This window comes from Rhodococcus sp. 21391 (assembly GCF_016772255.1).
GTDB lineage: Bacteria > Actinomycetota > Actinomycetes > Mycobacteriales > Mycobacteriaceae > Rhodococcus_F > Rhodococcus_F opacus.
In genome coordinates, this window is record NZ_CP063782.1 from 1,083,493 (window position 1) to 1,105,489 (window position 21,997).

Annotated in this window: 25 protein-coding genes and 1 pseudogene; 20 read left to right on the plus strand and 6 right to left on the minus strand. The window is 65.1% G+C overall.

The genetic code is table 11. The features are described from left to right. Positions 1–109 precede the first annotated feature (109 nt). Positions 110–532, plus strand: coding sequence for a hypothetical protein (locus GO592_RS39895; RefSeq protein ID WP_007299862.1), 423 nt, complete (start codon positions 110–112; stop codon positions 530–532). Positions 533–680: 148 nt separating this feature from the next. Here GO592_RS39895 and GO592_RS39900 read toward each other — a convergent pair. After that, positions 681–1,136: pseudogene (locus tag GO592_RS39900) on the minus strand (tyrosine-type recombinase/integrase); the annotation flags it as partial. A gap of 42 nt (positions 1,137–1,178) precedes the next feature. Between GO592_RS39900 and GO592_RS39905 the strand changes: the two are divergent. After that, positions 1,179–2,363, plus strand: coding sequence for an IS30 family transposase (locus GO592_RS39905; protein ID WP_012686978.1), 1,185 nt, complete (start codon positions 1,179–1,181; stop codon positions 2,361–2,363). On the opposite strand, the gene GO592_RS39910 is transcribed toward GO592_RS39905, so the two are convergent. Both GO592_RS39910 and GO592_RS39915 read right to left on the minus strand, forming a co-directional pair. Next, positions 2,280–4,247, minus strand: a complete 1,968-nt coding sequence (locus tag GO592_RS39910; protein ID WP_237737260.1) for a tyrosine-type recombinase/integrase — start codon at positions 4,245–4,247, stop codon at positions 2,280–2,282. The genes GO592_RS39905 and GO592_RS39910 overlap by 84 nt on opposite strands. Positions 4,248–4,387: 140 nt before the next feature. Continuing rightward, complete coding sequence (locus tag GO592_RS39915; RefSeq protein WP_012686954.1) at positions 4,388–5,617, minus strand: tyrosine-type recombinase/integrase; 1,230 nt, start codon at positions 5,615–5,617, stop codon at positions 4,388–4,390. A gap of 213 nt (positions 5,618–5,830) precedes the next feature. On the opposite strand from GO592_RS39915, the gene GO592_RS39920 reads away from it, so the two are divergent. Continuing rightward, entirely contained in the window at positions 5,831–6,790 is a 960-nt protein-coding gene (locus tag GO592_RS39920; protein WP_236580995.1) for an ADP-ribosylglycohydrolase family protein, read from the plus strand. 528 nt (positions 6,791–7,318) lie between these two features. Here GO592_RS39920 and GO592_RS39925 read toward each other — a convergent pair. Continuing rightward, complete coding sequence (locus GO592_RS39925; RefSeq protein WP_160095043.1) at positions 7,319–8,125, minus strand: hypothetical protein; 807 nt, start codon at positions 8,123–8,125, stop codon at positions 7,319–7,321. 255 nt (positions 8,126–8,380) lie between these two features. On the opposite strand from GO592_RS39925, the gene GO592_RS39930 reads away from it, so the two are divergent. Next, the gene (locus GO592_RS39930; protein ID WP_202715239.1) at positions 8,381–9,604 is read left to right on the plus strand and encodes a cytochrome P450; all 1,224 of its coding nucleotides are present in this window, start codon (positions 8,381–8,383) and stop codon (positions 9,602–9,604) included. Between the two features lie 297 nt (positions 9,605–9,901). On the opposite strand, the gene GO592_RS39935 is transcribed toward GO592_RS39930, so the two are convergent. Then, positions 9,902–10,147, minus strand: coding sequence for a helix-turn-helix transcriptional regulator (locus GO592_RS39935; protein ID WP_005257276.1), 246 nt, complete (start codon positions 10,145–10,147; stop codon positions 9,902–9,904). Between the two features lie 265 nt (positions 10,148–10,412). On the opposite strand from GO592_RS39935, the gene GO592_RS39940 reads away from it, so the two are divergent. The 14 genes from GO592_RS39940 to GO592_RS45385 all read left to right on the plus strand — a co-directional run bounded on the left by GO592_RS39940 (position 10,413) and on the right by GO592_RS45385 (position 18,086). Beyond that, positions 10,413–10,784, plus strand: coding sequence for a hypothetical protein (locus GO592_RS39940; protein ID WP_007297352.1), 372 nt, complete (start codon positions 10,413–10,415; stop codon positions 10,782–10,784). Positions 10,785–10,822: 38 nt separating this feature from the next. Further along, positions 10,823–11,131, plus strand: a complete 309-nt coding sequence (locus tag GO592_RS39945; protein ID WP_007297353.1) for a hypothetical protein — start codon at positions 10,823–10,825, stop codon at positions 11,129–11,131. Further along, positions 11,128–11,793: a 3'-5' exonuclease gene (locus tag GO592_RS39950; protein ID WP_007297354.1), complete on the plus strand. Its 666-nt coding sequence runs from the start codon at positions 11,128–11,130 to the stop codon at positions 11,791–11,793. Before GO592_RS39945 ends, GO592_RS39950 begins: the two co-directional genes overlap by 4 nt. Before the next feature lie 396 nt (positions 11,794–12,189). Beyond that, positions 12,190–12,414: a hypothetical protein gene (locus GO592_RS39955; protein ID WP_007297355.1), complete on the plus strand. Its 225-nt coding sequence runs from the start codon at positions 12,190–12,192 to the stop codon at positions 12,412–12,414. Positions 12,415–12,453: 39 nt separating this feature from the next. Then, the gene (locus GO592_RS39960) at positions 12,454–12,648 is read left to right on the plus strand and encodes a hypothetical protein (protein ID WP_007297356.1); all 195 of its coding nucleotides are present in this window, start codon (positions 12,454–12,456) and stop codon (positions 12,646–12,648) included. 85 nt (positions 12,649–12,733) lie between these two features. After that, positions 12,734–13,048: a DUF7463 family protein gene (locus GO592_RS39965; protein ID WP_007297357.1), complete on the plus strand. Its 315-nt coding sequence runs from the start codon at positions 12,734–12,736 to the stop codon at positions 13,046–13,048. After that, entirely contained in the window at positions 13,041–13,568 is a 528-nt protein-coding gene (locus GO592_RS39970) for a hypothetical protein (protein ID WP_007297358.1), read from the plus strand. The genes GO592_RS39965 and GO592_RS39970 overlap by 8 nt, the downstream gene beginning before the upstream one ends. 40 nt (positions 13,569–13,608) lie before the next feature. Continuing rightward, on the plus strand, positions 13,609–13,878 hold the full coding sequence (locus tag GO592_RS39975) for a hypothetical protein (protein ID WP_007297359.1): 270 nt from the start codon (positions 13,609–13,611) through the stop codon (positions 13,876–13,878). 101 nt (positions 13,879–13,979) lie between these two features. Then, positions 13,980–14,357: a hypothetical protein gene (locus GO592_RS39980; RefSeq protein WP_007297360.1), complete on the plus strand. Its 378-nt coding sequence runs from the start codon at positions 13,980–13,982 to the stop codon at positions 14,355–14,357. A gap of 254 nt (positions 14,358–14,611) precedes the next feature. After that, positions 14,612–15,025, plus strand: a complete 414-nt coding sequence (locus tag GO592_RS39985; RefSeq protein WP_148222659.1) for a hypothetical protein — start codon at positions 14,612–14,614, stop codon at positions 15,023–15,025. 33 nt (positions 15,026–15,058) lie between these two features. Next, the gene (locus tag GO592_RS39990) at positions 15,059–16,054 is read left to right on the plus strand and encodes an ATP-dependent DNA ligase (RefSeq protein WP_007297362.1); all 996 of its coding nucleotides are present in this window, start codon (positions 15,059–15,061) and stop codon (positions 16,052–16,054) included. Positions 16,055–16,367: 313 nt separating this feature from the next. Continuing rightward, positions 16,368–16,817, plus strand: coding sequence for a hypothetical protein (locus GO592_RS39995; protein ID WP_012686996.1), 450 nt, complete (start codon positions 16,368–16,370; stop codon positions 16,815–16,817). A 507-nt stretch (positions 16,818–17,324) separates the two neighbouring features. Further along, entirely contained in the window at positions 17,325–17,519 is a 195-nt protein-coding gene (locus GO592_RS45380) for a hypothetical protein (protein ID WP_237720417.1), read from the plus strand. A gap of 267 nt (positions 17,520–17,786) precedes the next feature. Next, on the plus strand, positions 17,787–18,086 hold the full coding sequence (locus GO592_RS45385) for a hypothetical protein (protein WP_237737261.1): 300 nt from the start codon (positions 17,787–17,789) through the stop codon (positions 18,084–18,086). Between the two features lie 20 nt (positions 18,087–18,106). On the opposite strand, the gene GO592_RS40005 is transcribed toward GO592_RS45385, so the two are convergent. Further along, positions 18,107–18,811: a hypothetical protein gene (locus GO592_RS40005; RefSeq protein WP_007297364.1), complete on the minus strand. Its 705-nt coding sequence runs from the start codon at positions 18,809–18,811 to the stop codon at positions 18,107–18,109. Positions 18,812–19,089: 278 nt separating this feature from the next. Here GO592_RS40005 and GO592_RS40010 point away from each other — a divergent pair, with 278 nt between their 5' ends. After that, a complete protein-coding gene (locus tag GO592_RS40010) occupies positions 19,090–20,688 on the plus strand; it encodes a hypothetical protein (RefSeq protein WP_007297365.1) in 1,599 nt (532 codons plus the stop codon). 115 nt (positions 20,689–20,803) lie between these two features. Next, positions 20,804–21,760, plus strand: coding sequence for a hypothetical protein (locus tag GO592_RS40015; RefSeq protein WP_157234232.1), 957 nt, complete (start codon positions 20,804–20,806; stop codon positions 21,758–21,760). The last annotated feature ends 237 nt before the right edge of the window (positions 21,761–21,997 follow it).

The following is a 21,997-nucleotide window of genomic DNA, read 5'->3' on the forward strand; positions in this document are numbered from 1 at the left end:
GCGGATTTCCTTGTTTGCGCTCGTTCGTAGATTTCCTCGGTATGCCGGAAGACTTGCGGGATCGGACACCCCTCGGGTGGAGATCAGCTGATCCCCGCGGCGAAGGTGTTTGCTGTGCACACCGGCGAGCCGCAGCTGCGCGCCGGGCTTCTGCACCTTCCAACCCGTCGTCGACGGCGGCGCCTGCCCCTGGGCGCTGAACTGCCAGGGCTGCGACAAATTCGTCCTGTCCGGGGCGGACCCGCTGTATTGGAGGCGTAAACGCGAGCAATGGGGACAACTCGCCGAGGGCGCCCCCGACGATGCGACCGCTAATTACCCGTACCAGCACTTCGCGCCTACTGCCCGCGCCATCGACGGACTCGAGAACGCCCTGGCAGGGCTCGGCCTGCTCGACCAGGCTCTCGCGCTGGACCTGCGCAAACCCCAGGACTACTTCCACCGCGTCTGGTCCACCGCCTTCCGCGCCACCGACCTCACCAACACCGCGATCGCCGACAACGACGAAACCGAGGGAGAAGCCTGCGCATGAGCAGTAGCCAAGCCCCATCCCAGATTCGCACCGCCGCCGCGACGCCCAAGCCGCCGTCGACCGCGTCCACCTTGCCATCACCCGGCTACACCGAGAACGAACCCCGGTGACCACCGCCGCAGTCGCCCGCCGCGCGGGCTTCTCTGAACTAAGGATTATGGTGCGTTTGTGAGGTTTTCGGACGTTGCGTGTTCGGCACGCCGAGGTTGACGGAGTCGTTGTCCGAGCGCCGGTCGATTTGGGCGAGCTTGTCGTTGGCTCCGGCGAGGCTGATCCGGAGTCCTGCGACTTCGCCGAGCCAGCCTTCGTGTTCGGCTTCGGCGATGCGGGCGATCAGATTGTCTCGGATCTCGACAATGCGTTGCCGTTGGCCGGGTTCCGGCCAGTGCATGCTGCAACGTAGGCAACTGTGCTCGTGGACACATGGTGTTCCGACCGCGCGCCCACAGATTCCTGTGGAGACCTTGCGGCGCTCGAAGTGGCCAAGGAATTCCTGCCATTCGGCATCGGTGGGGACGCGGTATTCTTCGGTGGGCCGCATGGCCCGCCGTCGGGCAAGGAACGCCAGATGAGACTGGATGGCTTCGTCCGGATAGACAGGGCGGATTCCACTGATCGAAGCGAATCCTTTCCCGAGAGGATTACGATGCCCAGGTATGCGTGGAACACGTCACCACAGGAGGACAAGCGCCGCTACTTCGAGCTGATCAGACAAGGCCACTCAGGAGCGAAGGCGGCAGCAACGGTCGGCGTGTCGCTCAGCTGTGGGTCGTTGTGGTTCATCGACGCTGGCAGTATGTCCTATGTCGAGAGTCCGATCAGTAGCCGTTACTTGAGCCAAGACGACCGAATCGAGATCGCCGACGGGCTGGCCCGTCAGGAGTCGGTCAAGACGATCGCGGAACGCATCGGCAAAAGCTTCCAGTCGGTGTACAAGGAGATCGCACGCAATCGAAAATCCGATGGTCGCTACCAACCGTGGTACGCCCACAACCAGGCACACCAGCGTCGACGACGCCCGAAAGTGCGTGTGTTCACCCACGATGACACGCTGCGTCAGCTCGTCGCCGCTAAGCTCGGCAAGCGCTGGTCACCGGCGCAGATCAGCCGGTGGCTGCGGCGACGTTACCCACGCCGCACGGCGTGGCACGTGTGCGTTGAGACGATCTACGAAGCGGTGTACCGCGGACTGGTCCTGGCTGCGACTGGCGGGTCTTTGCGCACCGGCCGGACTTATCGCCGGCGCCGTGGCCGCGGACGATCCCGGGACGGTTCGCTCAAGCAATCAACGAATATGACGCCCATCGCGCAACGGCCAGCCCACGTGGAATCACGTCGTCAGGTAGGGCATATCGAGGGTGACCTCATCATCGGCGCCGGCCAGAGATCGGCGATCGCGACACTCGTCGAGCGCAAGACGCGATTGACCATCCTGGTCGCGATCCGTGGTGGCCACTCCGCGCAAGTCGTCGGGGATGCTCTCATCGAGCGCTTCACGCAGATGCCCGTCTCGCTGCGTCGGTCGCTTACCTGGGACCAGGGCAACGAGATGTTTCACCATGAGCGTATCGCGGCCGCCACCGGCCTGAAGATCTACTTCGCCGATCCCCACTCGCCGTGGCAGCGGGGATCAAACGAAAACACGAATGGGCTTCTGCGGCAATATTTCCCGAAGGGAACTGACCTAAGCTGCTGGACCCAAGACCAGCTCGACGAGGTCGCCACCGAACTCAACGACCGTCCGAGGCTATGCCTGAATGACCTCACTCCGAACCAGGCTGTGCGACGATGGTGGCCCCTGCACGATTACCCGATGATTCGCCACGACTAGTGGAATCCGCCCAGCTTTGTAGCCCATGGTGATGTTGATGTCGCGGTGGCCGGCGATCACCTGGGCGATATGCGGTGGCAGCCCGCTCATGATCGCGTCAGTGATGAACAGCCTTCGGAAATCATGGGGCGTGAATCGCAATGGCTCATCAGTTGACGGGTCGGTAAGTCTGGTGCGGACCAATGCGGCGGCGAGAATGTCGCGAACGACGTCGGGGCTGATCCTGCGGCGCTCGGCGCCGAATCGGCGCTGGAACAACAACGGCGACGGTGGCAGCCATACGCATTCCTGCCAGTCGTAGGAGGCGATCAGTGGGATCTTGCCGGTGTGGTCGCGGACCCGGTGGATGACTGCGCTGAGCACGTCCGCCAATTCCGGCGAGACCAACAGGAGTCTCTCCTCGTCGGTCTTGGATGGGACGATCTGTAGCAGCGGCACCATTTCGTCGGTGGTGGGAAGGCGGTATTGCACAAAGCTGTGGTGCGAGAGTTCCAGCAGCTCCTCGACCCGGATGCCGGTGGCCCGCAGAACTTCAACGATCGCCCAGGCCCAGAAGGCGTGATCTTCTTCGAGTTCGAGGTCGCGTCGCTTGCCGGTGACGGGGTCCTCCGCCCAGACCTTGCCGCGGATGGCTTTGTGGCCGGTGACGGAGCGGATCAGTGTCTGCCCGGCTGCGGTGAACGGCTCCCCAGGCTGGGTATGGCGGGCTGCCTGCAGGAGCATCTCGGTTGCTTTGCGGTGCTCATTGACGGTGCGCACCAGGGTCGGCAGAACGGGTAGCCGTTCCCGGGTGCGGGCATCCATACGGGATTTGCGGTGCCGCTGGAGCTTTCGCCTGTTCGCCTCTTCTTCCTTGATGGGGCAGGGAACCGCCCACTGGGCCCAGCGGCCCGGGTCGTCGACGGCCCACTGGGCCAAGTCCAGGTAGAACGCCCGGATCGGGATCAGGCACTCCCGATAGTTCAGCCGTGGGACGTCGACGGTGACCTTCTCCCCGGTCTTCGCCGTAATCGTCTTCTGTTTGGTGCGCAGTCGTTGTTTCCAGGCGGCGGCGACCTCGTCGGGCAGGCGGAGGCTGTCGATGCCGGGATGGTGGATCTCCAAGTCCTTCCAGAATCGCGCCCCCAACGCGCACGCGAGGCCTTCCATGCTGGAGTAGTCCAGCGACGGCTGACGCTCCCGCAGATAGTCCACCAGCACATCACGGATCGGACGGCAGACGAGGCCGTATCGGTCGATCAGTTCCCCGGGTGTGCGCGGTCCAGCGGTGCCCCGTACCTCCCGCAGCGTCGACGGCGAGTCTGGGCCGACGACACCTGCCGTGCGCAGCAGCCGGTAGAACACGGCGGCGTCCCCGGACACCGATGCCAGCGTGTCGAGTTCGACGTCCAGCAACTCCAGGACGTCCCCGACGGTGACGTCGGCCAGCAGGCCACCCTTGGCCGCGATGATCTCGGCGGCGCGATACAAGGTGTGGCTGTTGGCGATCGAGGAGACGTGGGGATCCGCGTCGCACAGGATCCGCAGCCTGGCGAACCCGTCGGGGTCACGCGTCTGTGCCAGGTGACGCACCAGGCTTCCCGGGCCTGTCGCTTTGGCCACCAGCCAACCCAGCGCGGGGCGCACGAGATCTGCGCTGATCGCCACCAACAACGCCGAGGTCAGCGCTTCCAACCGCCATTCGGCGACCAGGCCGTGCTCCTGCAGCCATCGGGCCGGGATCTTGCGCCATCCCGCGCCTGCGGAGTCGGCTCCGCTGGCAAGCCAGCGCTCCTGCCAGGTCCCGCCCGGCTGGGCCTCCAACCAGTCCAGCAGAAACGTCAACCCTCGGAGGCGGATCTTCTGGGTGTGGGCGTTGTCCACCACAAAAGGTGCGCGGGTCAATCGATCCCACACCGCGTCGCGGCTTTGACCGGTGGCCGGCCAGGTCCCCGGAGAAGGCCGGGCCGGGAAACGAATGCGGGCCGCGTCCCGCCCTGTCGGCGGTCTCCCGGCCAGTAGGCGCGCTTCATCAACTGTGGCGGTCACGACACGCCATTGCCGAACAGGGCGTCCAGCGTCTCCGGCCGGTAGCCGGGCGCCGGGGCCGGGCGGGCCCGCTCAACCGCCCGCCGAGTCTGCTCGGCGTGGTGGGCCAGCACCCGCCGGATCACATCCTCCTTGCGGGGCGTCAGGTAAATCTGAGTCGTGGTCAACTGAGCATGACCAAGGACGAATTGGACATCGGTCAGCGGCAAGGCCGGGTCCTCGGCCATCCGATAGGTCGCCGTGTGCCGCAAGGCATGCAACGTCACCGAGGTGCCTGCCTGCTGGTTGACTCGCTCGAACATGCGGTGCACGGCGTGATAGGTCAGCGGCCGGGCAGGACGTCGCAGCGTCCACCACAGCGGCTGCCTGCGTCCCTTGGGGATCAGATCGGCCATCTCCACCTGGTAGAGCCGCAACCACACGAACGCGTCCGTGGACGCCGGCAGTTCCTGCAACTCGCGGGTTCCCTTGCGCACCACCGTGATCAACTGCCGCCCTGGATCCACTCCCGCCAGCGTGGTCGACAGCAACTCCGACGCCCGCGCCCCCGTTGACACGTAGAAGGCGATCAGTGCCCGGTCACGATGCGACGGCAGCCGGGCGAAGATCTCGTTGAACTCGCTGTCCGGGACGCTGCGCGGGACCCGGCGGGGCACTTTGGGCCGATACCGCCCGCTGCGCTCGTTGCCGTGCTGCTCCATGGGATTGTGGTGCGCGTGCGCCCGACCGGCGCGGCGGGACCGGTCCAGCGGGAACGGGTTGATGATCGGCCCGGTGCCCGCATCTCGGTGAAAGTCATAGAACGAGCGCAGCACCGTTTCGGAATGCGCACGCACCGACGGCGCGAAGGCTTGACCACGAGCCGGTTTCGATGACAGGGCCGCTCCAGACGCGCGCCAATGCGGGCGAGGCTGCTTCCCTGCGACCTGCATCCATCTGCAGAAATCACGGGCTTCGACCCGAGTCGCCCGGTCCCACGCGACGCCGGTGTCGGACCACAGGAACCGGAACCATCGCAGCAGATCCATCCCATACGAACGGAGCGTGGACTCCGCTCGCCCCGAGGCCAGCAGATCCCGGAAGTAGGCGGTGACCGCCACCACGGGCACCCCATCAGGATCAAGCAGCTGATAGGGCTCGTACCGATTGCCCGTCGCCTCCAGCCGACCCGACCGAGGAACCAGCAATTGGGCCAAATCCCGCTCGGGCTCACCGTCTCCGATCATGAGCGGAGACAGTAATGCAAGAAGCCGTTACATGCCCGTTGAACTGGGAAGACTTTCGTATTAGTTCAGTCAATAGGGCGTCTCCCGGACGTTCCTCTACACCAATCCGACGGCCAGAGCCGTCGTCGACGCAGCGAAAGCGGCAGGCGAACAAGATCACCAACAACACGCCGAAATCGCCCCGCGACCTCCTTGCGCACATGTACGTTACGAATAAGCGCAGGCCAAAGGTGTATTCGGAGGTCTGCGGTCGGTAAATCCGACGACACTCAGATGACCCTCGCCGTACACCACGCTCTGGCCGATGTGACCGATTTCGACGACATCGAAGCAGTTACCGACGCCATCACCCGGCAGTTCTTCCTGTGGCAGGTCGACCCCGACAACAACCGAGCCCCCGGCCGCACCTGCATGAAGTCCCTGAGAAACCTACGCAGCGGCGCCCGTTGGTACGACAGGGACGGGGCCGTCGAGTCCGCCGGCTGCGGGGCCGTGATGCGCCTGGTCCCCACCGCATTCGCCCCCGATCCCTACTGGCTGGGCTTGACCGCTCTGCAGGCCGTGATCACCCACAAGCACCCCCGGGCCGTCGTCCCGGCGCTGCTGCTCGCCGATGCCACCCGCCACGCCCCGACCCAGCGCGGCCGGTACCTCGAACATGCCCTCACGACTGCCGCGCAGATCTACAACGGCACCAGCACCTGGACCGAGGACCCCTACCTGCAGGATGTCCTCGCCCCGATCACGGGGGACGTGTCATCGTTCCTGGTAGATGGCTTGAATGACGACGTGGCCGACGCGCTGATGCGCGCCGCGGACAGCCGGGACCGACTGCAGGATGTCGAGCCGGCAAGCTACGGCGACCCGTGCGCCGGCATTGGTGAAGGCTGGGAATCGGCCAGCGCCGCAGCCCTGGCTCTCCTGGTCGCCGACATGGCAACCGCCTCGGGCGGCGACGCTCCCGCGCTGACTGGCCCCCAGGCCCTCGCCTGGGCCTCGACGAGCAACGGCGACTCGGACTCCATCGCCTGCATCGCCGGCGGAATCATCGGCTCTGCGCACCCTGAGCCCGACTACTGGGCAGCGAACGGACTCAATCCGACTTTCGAGCCCCGCTACGCCGAGGAGCTCGCCGCCGCAGCGCATCAGGGGACGTGTCGTCTGCCCAGGTAAACGCGATATCGACGAGCCGCCACCAGCTCGTTGATCGGGATTCGCTCCAGCGCTTCGCCCGTCGGCACGACCTGCGCCGGCGGGCATTTCGCTATCTTGGCGAGGCCCGGCTTCGGATCAATATTGGCCGGGAAGCTTCGGTGACGGCTCAAATGACAAGAGCGCGAGCAAGGTCGAGGCTCCGACCGATCCGCAGAGTCTGGCCGCAACGCTCCTCGTGTCGGGCGACCCCACTTTCAAGGCCCCGGGCAGTTACCAAAGGCTGGGCGAGTCCGACTTAAACCTGACTTAAACCGAAGTTGCGCCGGCTTTTGACCGTAACTACATGCGGTCACCGACCTCAGTGAAACGATCACCACCCGGACGCTCGCCTACAGGGAACTGCGTAAGGCCTGACCTGGAATACGAAACCCCAGCCCCGCTCCCGGGGTTGGGGTTTCGTCATGTGTGGGCGAGGATCGCGTCAGCCCATTTCGGTGGGCCCCAGATGTGCGGGGGACGTGTCATCACTGCAGGTCAGCCGAGGTGTTAGCGCAAACCGCGCTTCCCGGTGGACCACCTCGCAGGGGTACGGGCGTCGACGAATCGGCGGATGACCTTGTCCCACCCCAAGGACTCGAGGAGTTCCGCGGCAGCGGCACGCGAGGTGAGCGGCCGAAGCACGTCGATGTCGAGATCACCGCTGGTGCCCAGGACGTCGTCGAGCCGCAGGCAATCGACGTACCCGTAGTCCGTCCAGGGATCGACGAAGCCGTCCCAGTCCGCGGTGTCGGCATACGGCCCACCGAGACGCAGCTTCCCGCTGCGGTGAATCATCACGTACCGCGGCACCACCTGCATCGCCTCGTCGGCAGTGGCCAAGGACAACTCGGGATCGGCAGCAGGATCCGCGCTCGCGAGCCGACGATCGTACGAGGAAGTCTTGACCGTTGCGACCTCGACCAACGCCCGCACGTACACCCACCGCACCCGCTCGACCGAGCCCGCCCACGCCGATTCCTCATCCGCGCAGGAGAACACGTTCTCGGCCGGGGTTCGGATCAGCAGCCTCGTCCCCACCCGCTCGTGATCGACAACCAGATCCGCGTCGACGACGAGTTCGTCGTCGTACTCGCGGACCCCGGTGATCGTCGCCACCGCGAGCACCTCGTCGTCCGGCGCGGTGACGAACAGTTCACGCTCGGAAAAGACGTCACCGGCATCACCGGGAAACGGGCCACGACCTCTGCTGAAGGCATCCTGCTGGGTCAACCCGGCCCGAAACCCTGCCTCGGTCACCCCCAACGGATGATCGCGCACCTCTCGCAGGTCACCGAGCCGAACCCTCAACGTCACACGATCCTCCCCAATTCATCTCCCGCACACCGCCGGAGCACCGTTGGATGATAGCTATTGACCTGCGGCGATGCCCGATCAGCGTGGCCTAACCGGTGTGAAAAGATGTGGCCGACTCAGGTGCTCGAACGCGGACACGCCGATGATAATGTCCCCGCTCAACCACTTCTGGGGCGCTCCGTATCTGTCGACGACACCGCCGAAACCATTGTTTCCCCAGTAGGGTCGCAGGCAATGTACGACCGAGGGGGGCCGGTGACAGGTTCTGCATCAGAAAAGGCCATCTCGCCCGCATCACGCGCGTTCTGGGACCGCAGCTTCGCGGGCCGCCGCGCGATGTTCGAGGAGCTTCGCCAGCGATCTCCGATCGAGTTCCACACGGAAACAGCAGGTCCGGGCTTCTGGTCGATCGTCGGATACGACGACGTGGTGGCGGTCAGCCGGAACCCGGAGGCCTTCTCCTCGGCCAAGGGCTTCACCATCGACGACGTCCCGGCAGAGATCCTCGAGTTCGCCATGTCGATGATCGCCATGGACGACCCCCGTCACCGGCGTCTGCGCGGCATCGTGCAATCGGCGTTCACCGCGGCGTCGGTGCGGGGCATCGCCGAGCGGGTCCGCGGCTACGCTGCGCAGATCGCCGCCGCCCTACCCCGAGATGCCGAGTTCGACTTCGTCCCCGACGTCGCGACCCGGTTGCCGGTGCAGGTGATCTGCGAGTTGATCGGGATCCCGGAGAACGACCGGCCGATGATCCTGGCCGCGGCGGCCGACGTCATCGCCGGAGGCGGTGATCAGGAGTTCGTCACCGCACCCGGCGGCGCGGCCGGCCTCGGCCAGATCTACGGGTACGCCCTCGAACTGGGCGAGAAACGCAAGGCGGACCCCGGTGAGGATCTGACGTCCCGGCTGGTGTCGACGATGGTCGACGGCGAGGCCCTCACACCGACCGAGTTCGGTTCCTTCGTCATCCTTCTGATCACGGCGGGTTTCGAGACCACCCGGCAAGCGTTGGCCTGGGCGCTGCATCTGCTCAGCGAGCACCCCGACCAGAAAGAACTGCTGCTCGCCGATTTCGCCGGCCACATCGACAACACGATCGACGAGGTGATCCGCTTCGCCTCCCCGGTGCCCTACATGCGGCGCACCGCGACCATCGACACCGAGCTCGGCGGCACCCACATCGCGGCGGGGGACAAGGTCGTCATGTGGTACCTGTCCGCGAACCACGACGAACGCATCTTCGACGGTCCGGGCCGGTTCGACATCACCCGGTCGAACGCAGGCAAGCATCTCGGTTTCGGTGCGAAAGACATCCACCACTGCCTGGGCATGAACCTCGCACGGCTGGAGTTGCGCGTCATGCTCGAAGAACTTTTCATCGCCCACCCCGCACTCCACGCGGTGGGCGAACCGGAACTGCTGCTCTCCGCGTTCATCAGTGGCATCGATTCACTTCCAGTCCGGACACGTGACTGACGGTGCCCGAGGCGCCACCTCGACCGCAGGGCAAAAGGAGACTGACCTGCGAAGATGGCATGTCCCCTCCGCTCTGACTCCCAACGGACATCGAAGAGTCACCGGGGTCACTCCGGTATCCGACTTCGGAGAATCGTCTAGCGGCAGAGTCGCCGAACGCCGAAACGCCCCCGTCCTCGCAGCGAGGACGGGGGCGTTCTGAGGTCGGGAGAGACAGCCGGCGGGGCAGGGACATGTCACCTGTGCAGCTCAGGGCAAAATCCTGACTCCAGTGACATCGAATGGGGCGAACGTCAATCACTCTGAGCGTCGGCGCCGAGGCTTCTGCACATCGGTGCGCGCGCCCTGTCCGGGTCTGTTGTTGGCCCACTCGATGACTTCGCCGCGCTTCCACAGCGGCGTTCGCCCGATCTTCTCGACCGGGGCCGGCGCCTGCCCCCGGGCGACATACGAGCGCCACGTCGAGGCGGAGATCTCGGTGCCGGACTCGGCCTTGATCAGGTCGATGCACTCCTGCGAGGTGAGCCTGTTCGGGTTGGCCATCTCAGATCTCCGGGTAGGTAATGGCCTGGATCGCGGAATCGCAGACGTACGGCCGAGTGAACGATGACGACTTACCGGTGCAGGGCGGCCTGCAGTCGGGCGTCCGGTGACGCGGGGGTTCCATGCGCTAGACCCTACAGCTCGAGGATGTAACGCCAGCGTGCCTGTCTGGGACATGTGGTATCTCTTCATGCTTGCAACAATACATTATGACGCTGTAAGGTATTGCTGGAAGGTAGACCTCGCCAAGGGAAGACGGTGCGAAATGACGCAGGCGGCAGATTTGAATACCCGTCCGATCGAGTTCGCGAAGGGAGACCTGGTCGCGTGGACCGTGCGCCCAGGTGTCTACACCGTGGTCACGCGGTCGCGGGCATCGGTAGTACTGCTGCCAGTGGTGCCCGAGCCGTACGCCACGCCTGACGGCGGATGGATCACCCATCCGTCCAAATTGCGCCCCGTCGACTTCGTCGAGGTCGGACGCGCCGCACACGCGGAGGGGGAGACCCTTTCTCCTGCCCTGAGTGCGGTAGTGCGCCGCGCTCTCGAAGGCCTGACCGTCGGCGACGGGCTCGGTCGCAAGATCATGTCCGACTTCGTCGACGGATGGACGGCCGCCAGCCTCGCCGAGCGCTGAACAGCAATGCCAGTAATGCCAGCAATCAAGGGGGAATCATGACCAATCAACTCGTCCAGGGCCGCAATGTGTTGGACCTGCGCCCCGGCGACGTCGTGCGCGAACGCAATGCCGACTGGCCAGAGCCCTTCACCGCGGGCGAGTTCTACGACTACACCGTCGCCGAAATCATCCGCGTCAACACCACCACTGTGCACGTCGCCATCGTCACCGACGGATTCCCCGCCGCCGTGCCCTACAGCCCCGACCAGTGGGTGACCGTCGTCGAGGAGGTGAAGGCATCCCGATGTCCCCGAACTGCATGTCGGAGGGTGCCGTCACGATGGCCACCGAGGAGGAGACGATGACCGCAGCAGAGAACGGCCCCCGGGAATGGGCGACGCGCATGCTCGCCCCGGGCCATGCGGTCATCCTCGATACCGAGACCAGCGACCTCGACGGATCGATCCTCGAGGTGGCCGTCATCGACGCGGCCACCGGCGCCGTCCTCCTCGACACCCTCGTCGATCCCGGCGACGTGCAGATTCACCCCGCGGCGGCAGCCGTACACGGCATCAGTGCCGCCCAGCTTATCGGCGCTCCAGACTGGCCCACCGTGTTCTCCGCCCTCGCAGCGGTCACCGCGGACCGGGTCGTACTCGCCTACAACGCATCATTTGATCAGAGTCGCATCCTGCACGACTGCCACCGCCACGGCCTTGACCCCCTGCACCTGGCCGACACCGAGCGGTGGGGATGCGTCATGGTGAAGCGCTCCCAGGCTGAAGGCGTCGAGAAGAACCTCCGACTCGACGGTGCACACCGCGCCTGCGGCGACGCAGAAGCCGCCCGCACAGTCCTCCAGGGCATCGCAGACGGCCCTACCGGCACTCCTGCACCCTCTTGCGGCCGAGACGCCGCTCACCGCCGTGACGCGGTCGCTACGACCCCTTCCGGCGAACTGCTCGCAGACGCGTCCTGCCCGGCTGACGCAGCCCCGTCGGTGCCGGGCTCTTACCTGCATAGATGACACGTCCCCTTCGTTAGAAAGAAAATGACCTGCCCAAACCTTCCGACCACGACACTCCGCGCCGCACCGTTCATGTGATCGACCGCAGCGGGTGGGGAACCAGCGGCGCTACCCTGCGATCCGTGCTCTCACGCTGATCTGGACCTGCACCACTTGCCAAGGCCCACGGGGAATCCCGCAGAAACACCGCTTCCATGAGGACGGCGAATGGTTTACCTGTGACCGATGGGACAACCCGTGCGGCCACGTCGACATGTATGTGTCGGTCCTGAACGAACCCCGAAAAGGGTAGAGGACTAAACCGGGTTTCTTTGTGGGACTTAACTCAAGTGTTGCAACATCACATTGGCACGCTGTAATGTCATTCTCGTAAGTCCGACACGGAAGGTCACCGTCATGAACGGCAGCACCGCCGTCATCACCGCAGACATCGTCACCGCAGCCCGCCAGCTCGACTGGGGATCGATCGTGATCCGAGACGGACAGATCGCCGGGTTCGCCCTCGACGACGAGGTAGAAGGAGACGAAATTCTGGCGGACCACTTCGACCTGTGCGAACTGGCGGAGTCCGCGAGCGACGCCGCCATTGCGGCAGAGCTGAACGCGAATTCGCGCGACTGACCCGCAGACCCCCAGTAATCCCACCGACAAGGAGTTCTCATGTCCCACGCCCTCGCCGAAGCCATTACCCCGGACCACCCCCGCGACCGCATCGTCGGCGTGCACGGATACCACCGCGACGAGGCGGGTTCGCGGTTCGCGACCGTCCGCCTCGCCGACGGCTCCAAGACCGAGATCGACCTCCTCGACATCTTCATCTCGCACCCGATCCGAGAGGTCGCCGCAGCGGCCTGACACACATCCGAAAGCCTCACCTGCCCAGTTGAAAGGACCCCGCAATGGACGTCGAAGCGAACACCGAAGCGGGGGAGGCGGAACGGTGAACGAGTATTTCCCGCCCGACTGGGACAACCGCCCCCGCGTCGAACCCTGGAACGGCCACATCACCCGGCAGATGTGGCTGGCCAGGGACAAAGAGGACCTGGTCGGCATCATCGAACTGCTCGGCCACCAGATCACCACGGCGAAACAAGACGCACGCGACGCCGGCTATCTGGCCGACTGGCGAATCTTCCGGATGCTCGGCCAGGTACGACTCGGCGCCCGCGTGTACAACAACCTCGCCCGGGCACACCGCCGCGGCCGCAAGACAGTCCGGATCGATCAACTTCTCGAGGAGGCCACCGATGCCTGACCGCAACGACACACGCACCCCTCGCCGCGACTACCACGCCCTGATCGACGGCCGGGAAGTTCAGGTCGTCGGCCACGTGCATACCTCCCCGCACCACCCCGACCGCGGAGCCGCGATCACTCCGTTCGAGGATCTGGCCGAACCGGGTACCGGTGCACACCTGTTCGCGCTGGTCTCGGTCCGCTGCGCTACCGACGACACCACCGTCGACCTGGACACCGGTGTCAGCCACAGCAAGTACTTCGAGGGCCTGTTCAGGACGCCCAACGGCACCAGTTGGTACCTCACACCGGCGGTCTACGACCCGCGGTCGCGTACGTACGCCCTCGGTTCGCAGGCGCTCGCCGCGGGGCTGAGCATCGGTGCACTGCACGACGACGTTCTCGAGGTGGTCGGTGGCGCTGGGTACGCTGCCCCAGCGGGTGTGCGGGTGCATGACTTTCCAGTGGGGGCCCCTGCACCCCGACAGCCGCGGGCTGCCGCCCTGACCACCCGCAGTCTCACGAGAGGAAAACAGTGAACGGTCTGTTCTGCAGCGGCGAGTCGATGGATACCGACCGATGAAACGCGCCGCCTTCTGGGGGTGGGCCACGGCCACAACAATCCCGGAAGCCTTGACGAACGCGCTCGACGCCGCGGTGTCGACGATGCACCAGGAACTCGGTGCCGATGCGCACCCGGTCAACACCTCGCACACCACAACCATCCTCACCGATCAGGTCCACCAGGACCCAGGACTGCTCAAGAGCCTTCTCGGGAGCTCGACGGCAATCGTGAACCGCGAAGACCACGCCCTGGTCACGGTCTTACTGATTGGCGAAGTCTGGTAGCCGCTGTGATTCGGAGATGAGACTGCAACGGGTGGCCGAACTCGCCGCATCTGCATAGCTCGTCGACCACGACCACCCGTGCAACTACCCAAGGAGCAGAGATGACCCTCAACGAGCGCAACGCCCCGGTTCCCGCCAACCGTGTCATCGACGAACCGTGGCGCACCGCGGTCACCGATGTGCTCTTTGCCCGCGTCAACGAACTCACACGCCTCTCACGAACGGGGATGAACCCCGCGGACAACCCTCCGCCGCTGGCGTCGCGACTGCATCGCGGCGAGGACCTGCTGCCACTGGCCGCCACCACGCCAGCCACCGAGAGCGGCACCGCGCGACGCAAGAAACTGATCTTCGCGCCCGGGCTCAGCCAAGACGCTCTCGCCCGCCGCCGAACGGTCCGGCTCGACCCGGCCACCGCGACGCCCGCCGGCGGTACCGAGGTCGTCCGTCTCGGCCAGCCCCGCGCCGAACCCGAGTAGGGGAGAGCGGAGCATCGGTCAACTCATGCAATTGACCTGGGGAAATGACACGTCCCCCATTTCGTGTCACGTCGAGAAGGGGACTCCATGAGCATCGAAAGCTGGCTGGCACGAGGGATCCTGAAGGCCATGACTGTGGCCGAGATCGAACTGTCGCCCGTAACGGCGGGATCGCCGCGGACGACCGGAGACCGCCAGTGATCGGTCGTCCTCCGACGTGGGGCACCTCGTTTCCAGGCGAGATGCTGCCCACGGTGACACGCGAAATCGATTCCCTGCGCACGGAACTCGCGGGGCATGACGGTGACACCAGTCCGGTCGTGGGGATGTTCCGCCGGTACCTGGATCTGCTCGAACGCGACGGACTCATGCTTGCCGACCGCGATCGGTTCGAGATCCGGCGCCTGCTCCAGCGTGCGCAGGGCCGGGTGACGTCCACCGCAGTGTTCCTGACCGGTGTGGTCGCGACGATCCTCGGGGTGAGCTGCGCCGGCATCCTGATGGACTACACCGCGGCCGCGCTCGGCCCGGCCAGTTTTCTCCTCGGGGCCCTGGTGGGAGCCGTGATCGCCGGTACCGTGATGCGAGTGGGCACACGTGAGCTGGGGTCGTGGACAGCGCACCTCGCCGACACCGCGATGGCCCGTCTGGACGAACGCCTGCCCTGATCCACCGCGGTCCCTCCAGACCGGGAGCGTCCGATGAGCGGAGCTGGGAATCGGCTGATCGCGCCGATGCTGGCCACACCGGGTGAACCACCGGTGGAAATGGACGGCTGGGCGGCCGAAATGAAGTACGACGGCTTCCGCCTATTAGCTGGGGTCGGTGGCGGCGCGCATCCGGTGCTGTGGACCCGCAACCTCAACGTTGTCACTTCCTCCTACCCGGAGGTGACCGAGGCGCTGACCGAGGCATTCGGTGGTCACGGGCGCATCGTCTTCGACGGTGAAATCGTCGCCCTCACGCAAGGTCGGCCTTCGTTCGCACGCCTGCAGAAGCGGGCGAACACCCTGCGCCCGACCACCGCCCTGCGCCGGCAGGTACCGGTCATTTTCCTGCCGTTCGATGTGCTCCGGCTCGACGGGGACGACCTGATGGGTGCCCCGTACCTCGATCGCCGCGCCGCCCTCACCGACCTCGGCCACCAACTCCAGGGCGCTGTCCTCCCGATCCAAATCCCACCACATTGGGAAGGCATCGAGGGTATGGTCATGCTCGAAGCGGTTCGCAGCTCGGCTATGGAAGGTGCTGTGTTCAAACGTGTTTCGTCGCTGTACCTTCCCGGTCAGCGTACCCGGGCGTGGCGGAAGGTGTTGATCCGTACCCGGGTGAGCTGCGTGGTTCTCGGGTGGATTCCTGCTGGCGGGATGCAGCACAACATGGTTGGCGCCCTTGTGCTCGGCGCCTACGACGACCAGGGCGCACTCCGGTATGTAGGGCACGTCGGGACCGGTTTCACTCAGGCTGGGCGCCGGCAGCTCGGTGAGCAACTGGCTGCCCTCGAACGTCCCACCAGCCCGATCGTCGCTGAGTCCGCGGCCGCGGAACAGCACGGTGTAGTGCGGTGGGTCCACCCGATTGTGGTGGTCGACATAGATATCCGCGAATACGGGCCCGGAGGGCTCCGGCACCCCTCGTACAAGGGCCAACGACCCGATCTCGATCCGGAAGGGGTCAAATGGGATTCATTGCAGTAGTTGCAACATCGCGCATCCGCTCAGAGCTGACGATTCAGCTGGTCGTGGCTTCCACCAAGTCGGGACCGGATCGCTGCATTCGAGGTGGCCCCGCGTGTTACATCAGGCACAACAATGATGCATCTGATACAACCGCCCTCCCTCGGCAGCAGTTCCGCGAGGGGATCCCCAATCGGAACTCCAGGTGGGGGCCAAACGGACTCCCCTGCAACTCTGATCGGAGTCCAACCACGGCCCCAACCCAGACTGTCTATCGTGACTGCATATGAGGCAGAGATTGGGTCCGATCGCGGCAGGGGCAGCTGCAGGAGCGTTGATCCTGACGAGCTGCTCGACCACAACCGACGTGCCGGAAACCTTCGCCGCCACGGTAACCGTCACCGGCGAAGCCAACCTGGCATCGGCCGAAACCGGCGAGTGCACCATCGGAGCCAATCGTGTCTCCCCGGGCGACACAGTGGTCATCCTCGGAGACACTGGTTCCGCATCCGCGAGGTCGCCACTGGAAGTCGGATCCATCGATCAGAAGCCCGACGGCATGGGCGTATGCACCTACACCGCGCACTTCGACGATATCCCCGCGAACCAGCGAAGCTACAACATCACCGTGACCAGCCCTATTAACGTGACCAACTTCGGGCTCCAGTCCTTCACCTCCGCCGAACTCAAAAGTGGTGCTACGTACCGCCTACTGCAGAACGCACCGCCGCCCGCCGGCGGCGGCATCGGATCTGAAGTGCAGGACAGTGACGGCACCCCCTGAAGCGGGCACCAGTGGCATATCAACCGATAGTTTCGGAGTATCAACCGGCCCCGCCGCCGCCTGCTCCTCCGCCACTGCTGTTGAAGGGAAAGATGTCGGTATGCGAGCCGTCCATGCGTCGAGGCGAAAGTGACGAGTAGGGACTCGGCTTCCGGTCGTGCATCAACCCCCGAAGCGTGACCCCAATCCTTGGAGGGTCCTCCAGAACCAATTCCCCGAACGAACCGGGGCAGCTCCAGACCCGTACGGGATAGGTTCCTTGCGAACGTAGTGCTCCATACCCCTTAGCGTAGCCAGCAATCTGCATACTCGATAGCGTGACCTGCAACAACGCCGAGAGCTCCGATGCGAATGCCTCAGCCGACACGGTCGGGTGAGGCTCCAGCCGAACCGGCATCGAGTGGCTGCTGTCGTCGATCGGTGACCGCTCAACGATCGCCTTTCGGTGGTCAGCCCTGTGTGGGTGATGTCGGTACAAGGGTCTCCGCGATGTGGTGCAGTAGGACCATGGCCTGGGATCCCGAAACGACTGATAGCCAGGACTGGGCCGAGCGCGGCCTCCGAATGGCCGCCGATACCACCGCTGGCACCTGGATCATCGAACACGTACACAACTTCGACCACACGGTCGTCGCGTTGGTGCCACCGGTGTTCCCCGCGTACGCCCGGATCTTCCACCCCGCGAACACCATTGACGACTAGATCGTGCGCTGGGCAGGCGTCGCCGCAGCCAACGGCACCACCGCGCACCCCGTCATGGAATGGGGATCCATCGTCGGAGATTGGCACACCAGCGAACAGGAAGGTCTGTGGCACGACTCGCCGGTGAGAGGATCGCTGCCCGCGCGCACAACACGTGCACTGGCCGACATCCTCCGACGATTCACAGCCACACCCGACCACTGTTGGTTCGCCCACTGGGAAGGATCCGGCTACATCACGGCGCCATCGAACTACCCTCGGCTGCCCATGCCCAGCCGAGCCATGGCCCTCTTCTCGGGAAGTATCGACCTGGCAGATACCCAGTTCGGGGCCGACAAGCAGTTCCCGGGAGGGATGAGCGCGCACCTGTGGTGGCCCGGCGACCACGCCTGGTGCGTGGCGACGGACATCGACCTCATGACGACCTACCTGGGAGCGTCGCCGGAGTGCGTCGACACCGTTCTCACCGACGACGCACTTGAGGCACTCCCCGCGACCCCCGATCAGAGAATCACCTGGGACAGCGACACGATCAACCCGTTGCCCTCGAGTCCATCGGGTCTATGACCAGTGCCGTAAGCCCATCGTCATCCGGTACTCCGACAGGCGTTCGACGGCGCACCTCTGCTATACGACTGTGTCACCTGAGCTGAGGCACGCCACGCGCAGAGCTCACCGATCAGGCAAGTGACGGAGCCGGCAGCGCGGTCGATCCAGACGGCGTTCCCATCCCGGACTTCAGGTGCGAAAAGCAGAAAGGGGCTCCGGCTCGACACGGGCCACAGAACGAACTCGTATCCCGAGAGCCAGTCCTGGACTGCCTCGGCAATCACGGAGGTCGCCGTCGCGACGTCCGTCTCGTATGGGAGACCGAAACCGAATCCGCTTGGAATGTCCGGACCGTTGGCCCGGGTCTCGACGGCATTGAGCCCGATCGTCCATGCCGGGATCTCGTCCGTGGTGTCTTCGATTGTCCAAATGAGTGAGCTGTACTTGTTGAACTCGGTAAAGCACTGAGTGTCCCGACCGACTGCATGGCACGCCTCGACGAAGTGACGAGGTGCGTCGGTGGCATCGTCGGCATTGAGGTTGAGTAGCCACTTAGGCTTTCGCGGAACCTGTGGTTGAGGCCACGCCTGTGTCGCCTGGTACCGCCAGTCTTTCGGCGCTTCTGCGTCGGATTGCTTCCACTCGAAGTCGATCAGATCGCCGACATTGAGTTCGAAGGCATCTTCGCTCTCGATTGCGGCAGAGGGCAGCCAACAGCCACCCGGGGTCTGGGACGAATCCACTACGCCCGACCTCGATTGGCGGTCCCAACTTCGCACGGTTCCGCGGGTTCTCATTTCGCAATCATCCCAGTCCACGGGCCGGCCATTTTGCGATTCCCCAAGCCGAACCTGCACCGAGACGAAGTGGTGTTCGAGCGCGGGCCGGCGGCAGTCCGCCGTCGTTCCGTATGCGGATCCTTGACCGGCACTCATTTACGACGATCGGTACGTTGGCTCATCCCGACGCGCCATCCTCCGAAAGTCGGTGAGAACACCACTGCCTCGTGCAAGCTGACGGAGTGACCGATCATCACGAGAAGCGGCGTCCACCAACCCACCTGCCGGTGTTGGTGACCGAGACGTCGATCGAGGACGGCGAAACACCACCACCGGAAATCGGGATCATCGGCGAGTTTCCGCTGCTTTTCCAAGAGTTCCCCGCCAATCCCGCCGATCCGTCGATCGTCACGCTCCGCGCCTCGGCCGAACCTCTGCAGTCGGGCAAACCCACACTTCAGCGACCCGGCACCGGTGAGGAGTGGTGGGACTGGACCGTGCTGTTGCGCGGCGCTGGGTGGGCAGCCACCTGGTACGCCCGCCGTCCGGTGCTCGGTCAGGTCGAAGTCACGGGGCGTCTGATCGGTAACCTCGCCTACGCCACGACAGGCCGGATCCGCGGTCGGGTAACCCGCGTTCGGGTGGCTGCCGACCGATACCACCGAGACCCCGACACACCGCACTCGAAATGGAAGCACGTGCCCGGAACCCACCACTACCGCGAGGTCACCACCGCACCGCGCTTCTTCGCCAATGGCATTCGCCCTGCCGACCCCGAAACTCCCACCGCCGGCATTCGGGAGGTGGGGGTGCTGGTCGATCTGGACTTGACCGACGTCCCACCACGGCCGCTGCGCCCCAGTGTGATCCCCGGCGCCGTGTCTGCGCACGGCACTGACCTCTGGGTGGTCGATCGTGAACTGCCCCTGGTCGTCCGCCTCGACTCCAACCGCCACGTCACCGAGTACACACTGCCCGGGCAGATCTTCGACAACCCACCGGCCATGCGAACCCGGTACCTGTGGGCACACGCGGACGGGTGCTGGGTGGGCGGCTGGGACGGGATCTACCACTGCAACCGGGACGGCACCGTGAGCAAGGTCAGCGACGCGCCGATCCGCGACGGCGCCGCCCACGGCGAGGTCCTGCTCGCCGTGGCGGTGCCGAGCCGTAACGCGGCCGAGCTGTTACTGGTCCGACCGGATCAGGACCCGGTGTCGAGCAGTGCCAGCGGGTGGGGCGACCTCGAGGCGATGAGCACCATCGACGACGGGTTTCTGCTGCTGTTCCGCCAGCGCGACCCGAACACCGGTGCCCTGGGTGCGACCCGCCTGGTTCGGGTCGACCTGCACGGCACCACGACCCTGGGTCCACCTCTGAACTCGCCGGTGGACTCGTACCGGCCGTTTCTGGCCGGCACACCCCCGACCGTCTTCGACGGCACCAATGCCTATCGCGTGCTTGACGACCTCACCGTCGTCAACGCAGCTGCACTGCCCGACCGGGTGCTGGACGGCGGGCAGATCGGGGACATGATGTGGATCGTCGGACATCCCCCCGACGGCACCGGTCTCGGACGGTGGTGGCCGCTCACCGGGCGACCCACCTACACAACCGAGCACCAATACTGGCTGTTCACTCTCCTCGACGCTCACACCCGGAAGCCGATCTCCAGCACACCGATCCGCAACCCCCAACCAGACGTCACCATCGACGGCGTCGACACTGTGTGGGTCACCGCCACCCCGAGGGGTCTGCATGCCATCCCAGAGCAGACCATGACCGAGCCGGTGTCACTCGATGTCGCCGACCTGCTCGATCGATCACGAACCCAAGGATGATCCCAATGGCGGCGGCATGCGGCAGGCCGCCGCGCTTTGATACATCCGGTGAGGGATCCGCTTGCGGGCCGGTCTGTGGCGCTGGTTGGGTGGCGCTCGGATGCAGCGGTCCGCGATGTTCGTCGACGGTAGCGTGCACAAGATGGACCGTCGCCGCCTGTTCACCGCAGTGGTCGCGCTGACGGCACTGATGAGCGGATGCAGTCTGGTCCGCGGACCAGCCCCTGATCGCGATCCCGCCGAGATCGTGGACGCTGCGGTCTGTCGAATGCCGCAAGGCAGCGAATTGCTGGGCCTCACTCCACCGACCGAATTGATGCCGGCGCCGGCGCCGCGCTCGGGAACGGTGCCGTCGGATTTCGAGCCGGTCGCGGCCATCACCTGCGACGAATGGCTCGCGAATTCGGTCGCCGCTGATCTCACCGGGAGTTTTGCCGAGCACCGATGGGAGGGTGACTTCGCTGCGGCAATCGACAAGCTCAATGCCCCGTCTGAGGGTCAACGTCTGGATCAGAACAGCTGTGGAACGGCGAGTTTGGCACCGATACCGGACTTGTGGTTGATCGACGCGCACGGTCGCGCACTACGCCCGTCCTACCCTGTCGACGACTGTGGATTCCTCAAGATCGGTGGACTCCGCGAGATCGAAAAACTAGTCCAGGTCGATCGGATCGAACACTACGTCCGCCACACGCCGGATTCGCTGCAACAGCTGATGGGATGCAGCCCGCGTCGGGTGACGCCAGAAATCGGTAGTCAGCGCCTCGTAGCCGAGCAGTACTGGGTCGGCAGCGCAGTTTGTCGTTACACCACCGATCCGGACGGGAGTATCACCTTCACGGGAGCCGAAGAACTCCAGGACAGCCTGGGGCAGACGTTCTTCTCGCTCCCGCCTGCAACCGAGTGTTCGTCGGTCGCGAGCCGCACGGCCGGCACGACAGTGACGCTAGCGGGGCCAGAGGATGTCGAACCGTTGCCGGTACTCGTCGAGATCGATGGATGCCGCCGTGTACTCATTGAGGAGCACATCGCCCTGCAGGCCTCCGAGGACGTCCTCGCGCAGGTCTCTTAGCTGGCACATGGTTGTTGAGTCAGCCGCTCCTTATGGGTGACCCGTAGGCGGAACCCGCACCGGGACGAAGTGGCGTCCCAGCGCACGCCGACGGCAGTCCGCCCTCGTTCCGTAAGCGGATCCTCATCCGGTGCCTTGATTGGCGTTCGGCTATCGGAAGTGCCGATACCTGTTGGCTCTTACACTGTGGCGATGGGGGCGCGCACCGAGATCGATCCCGCTGGAGTGGCATGAGCT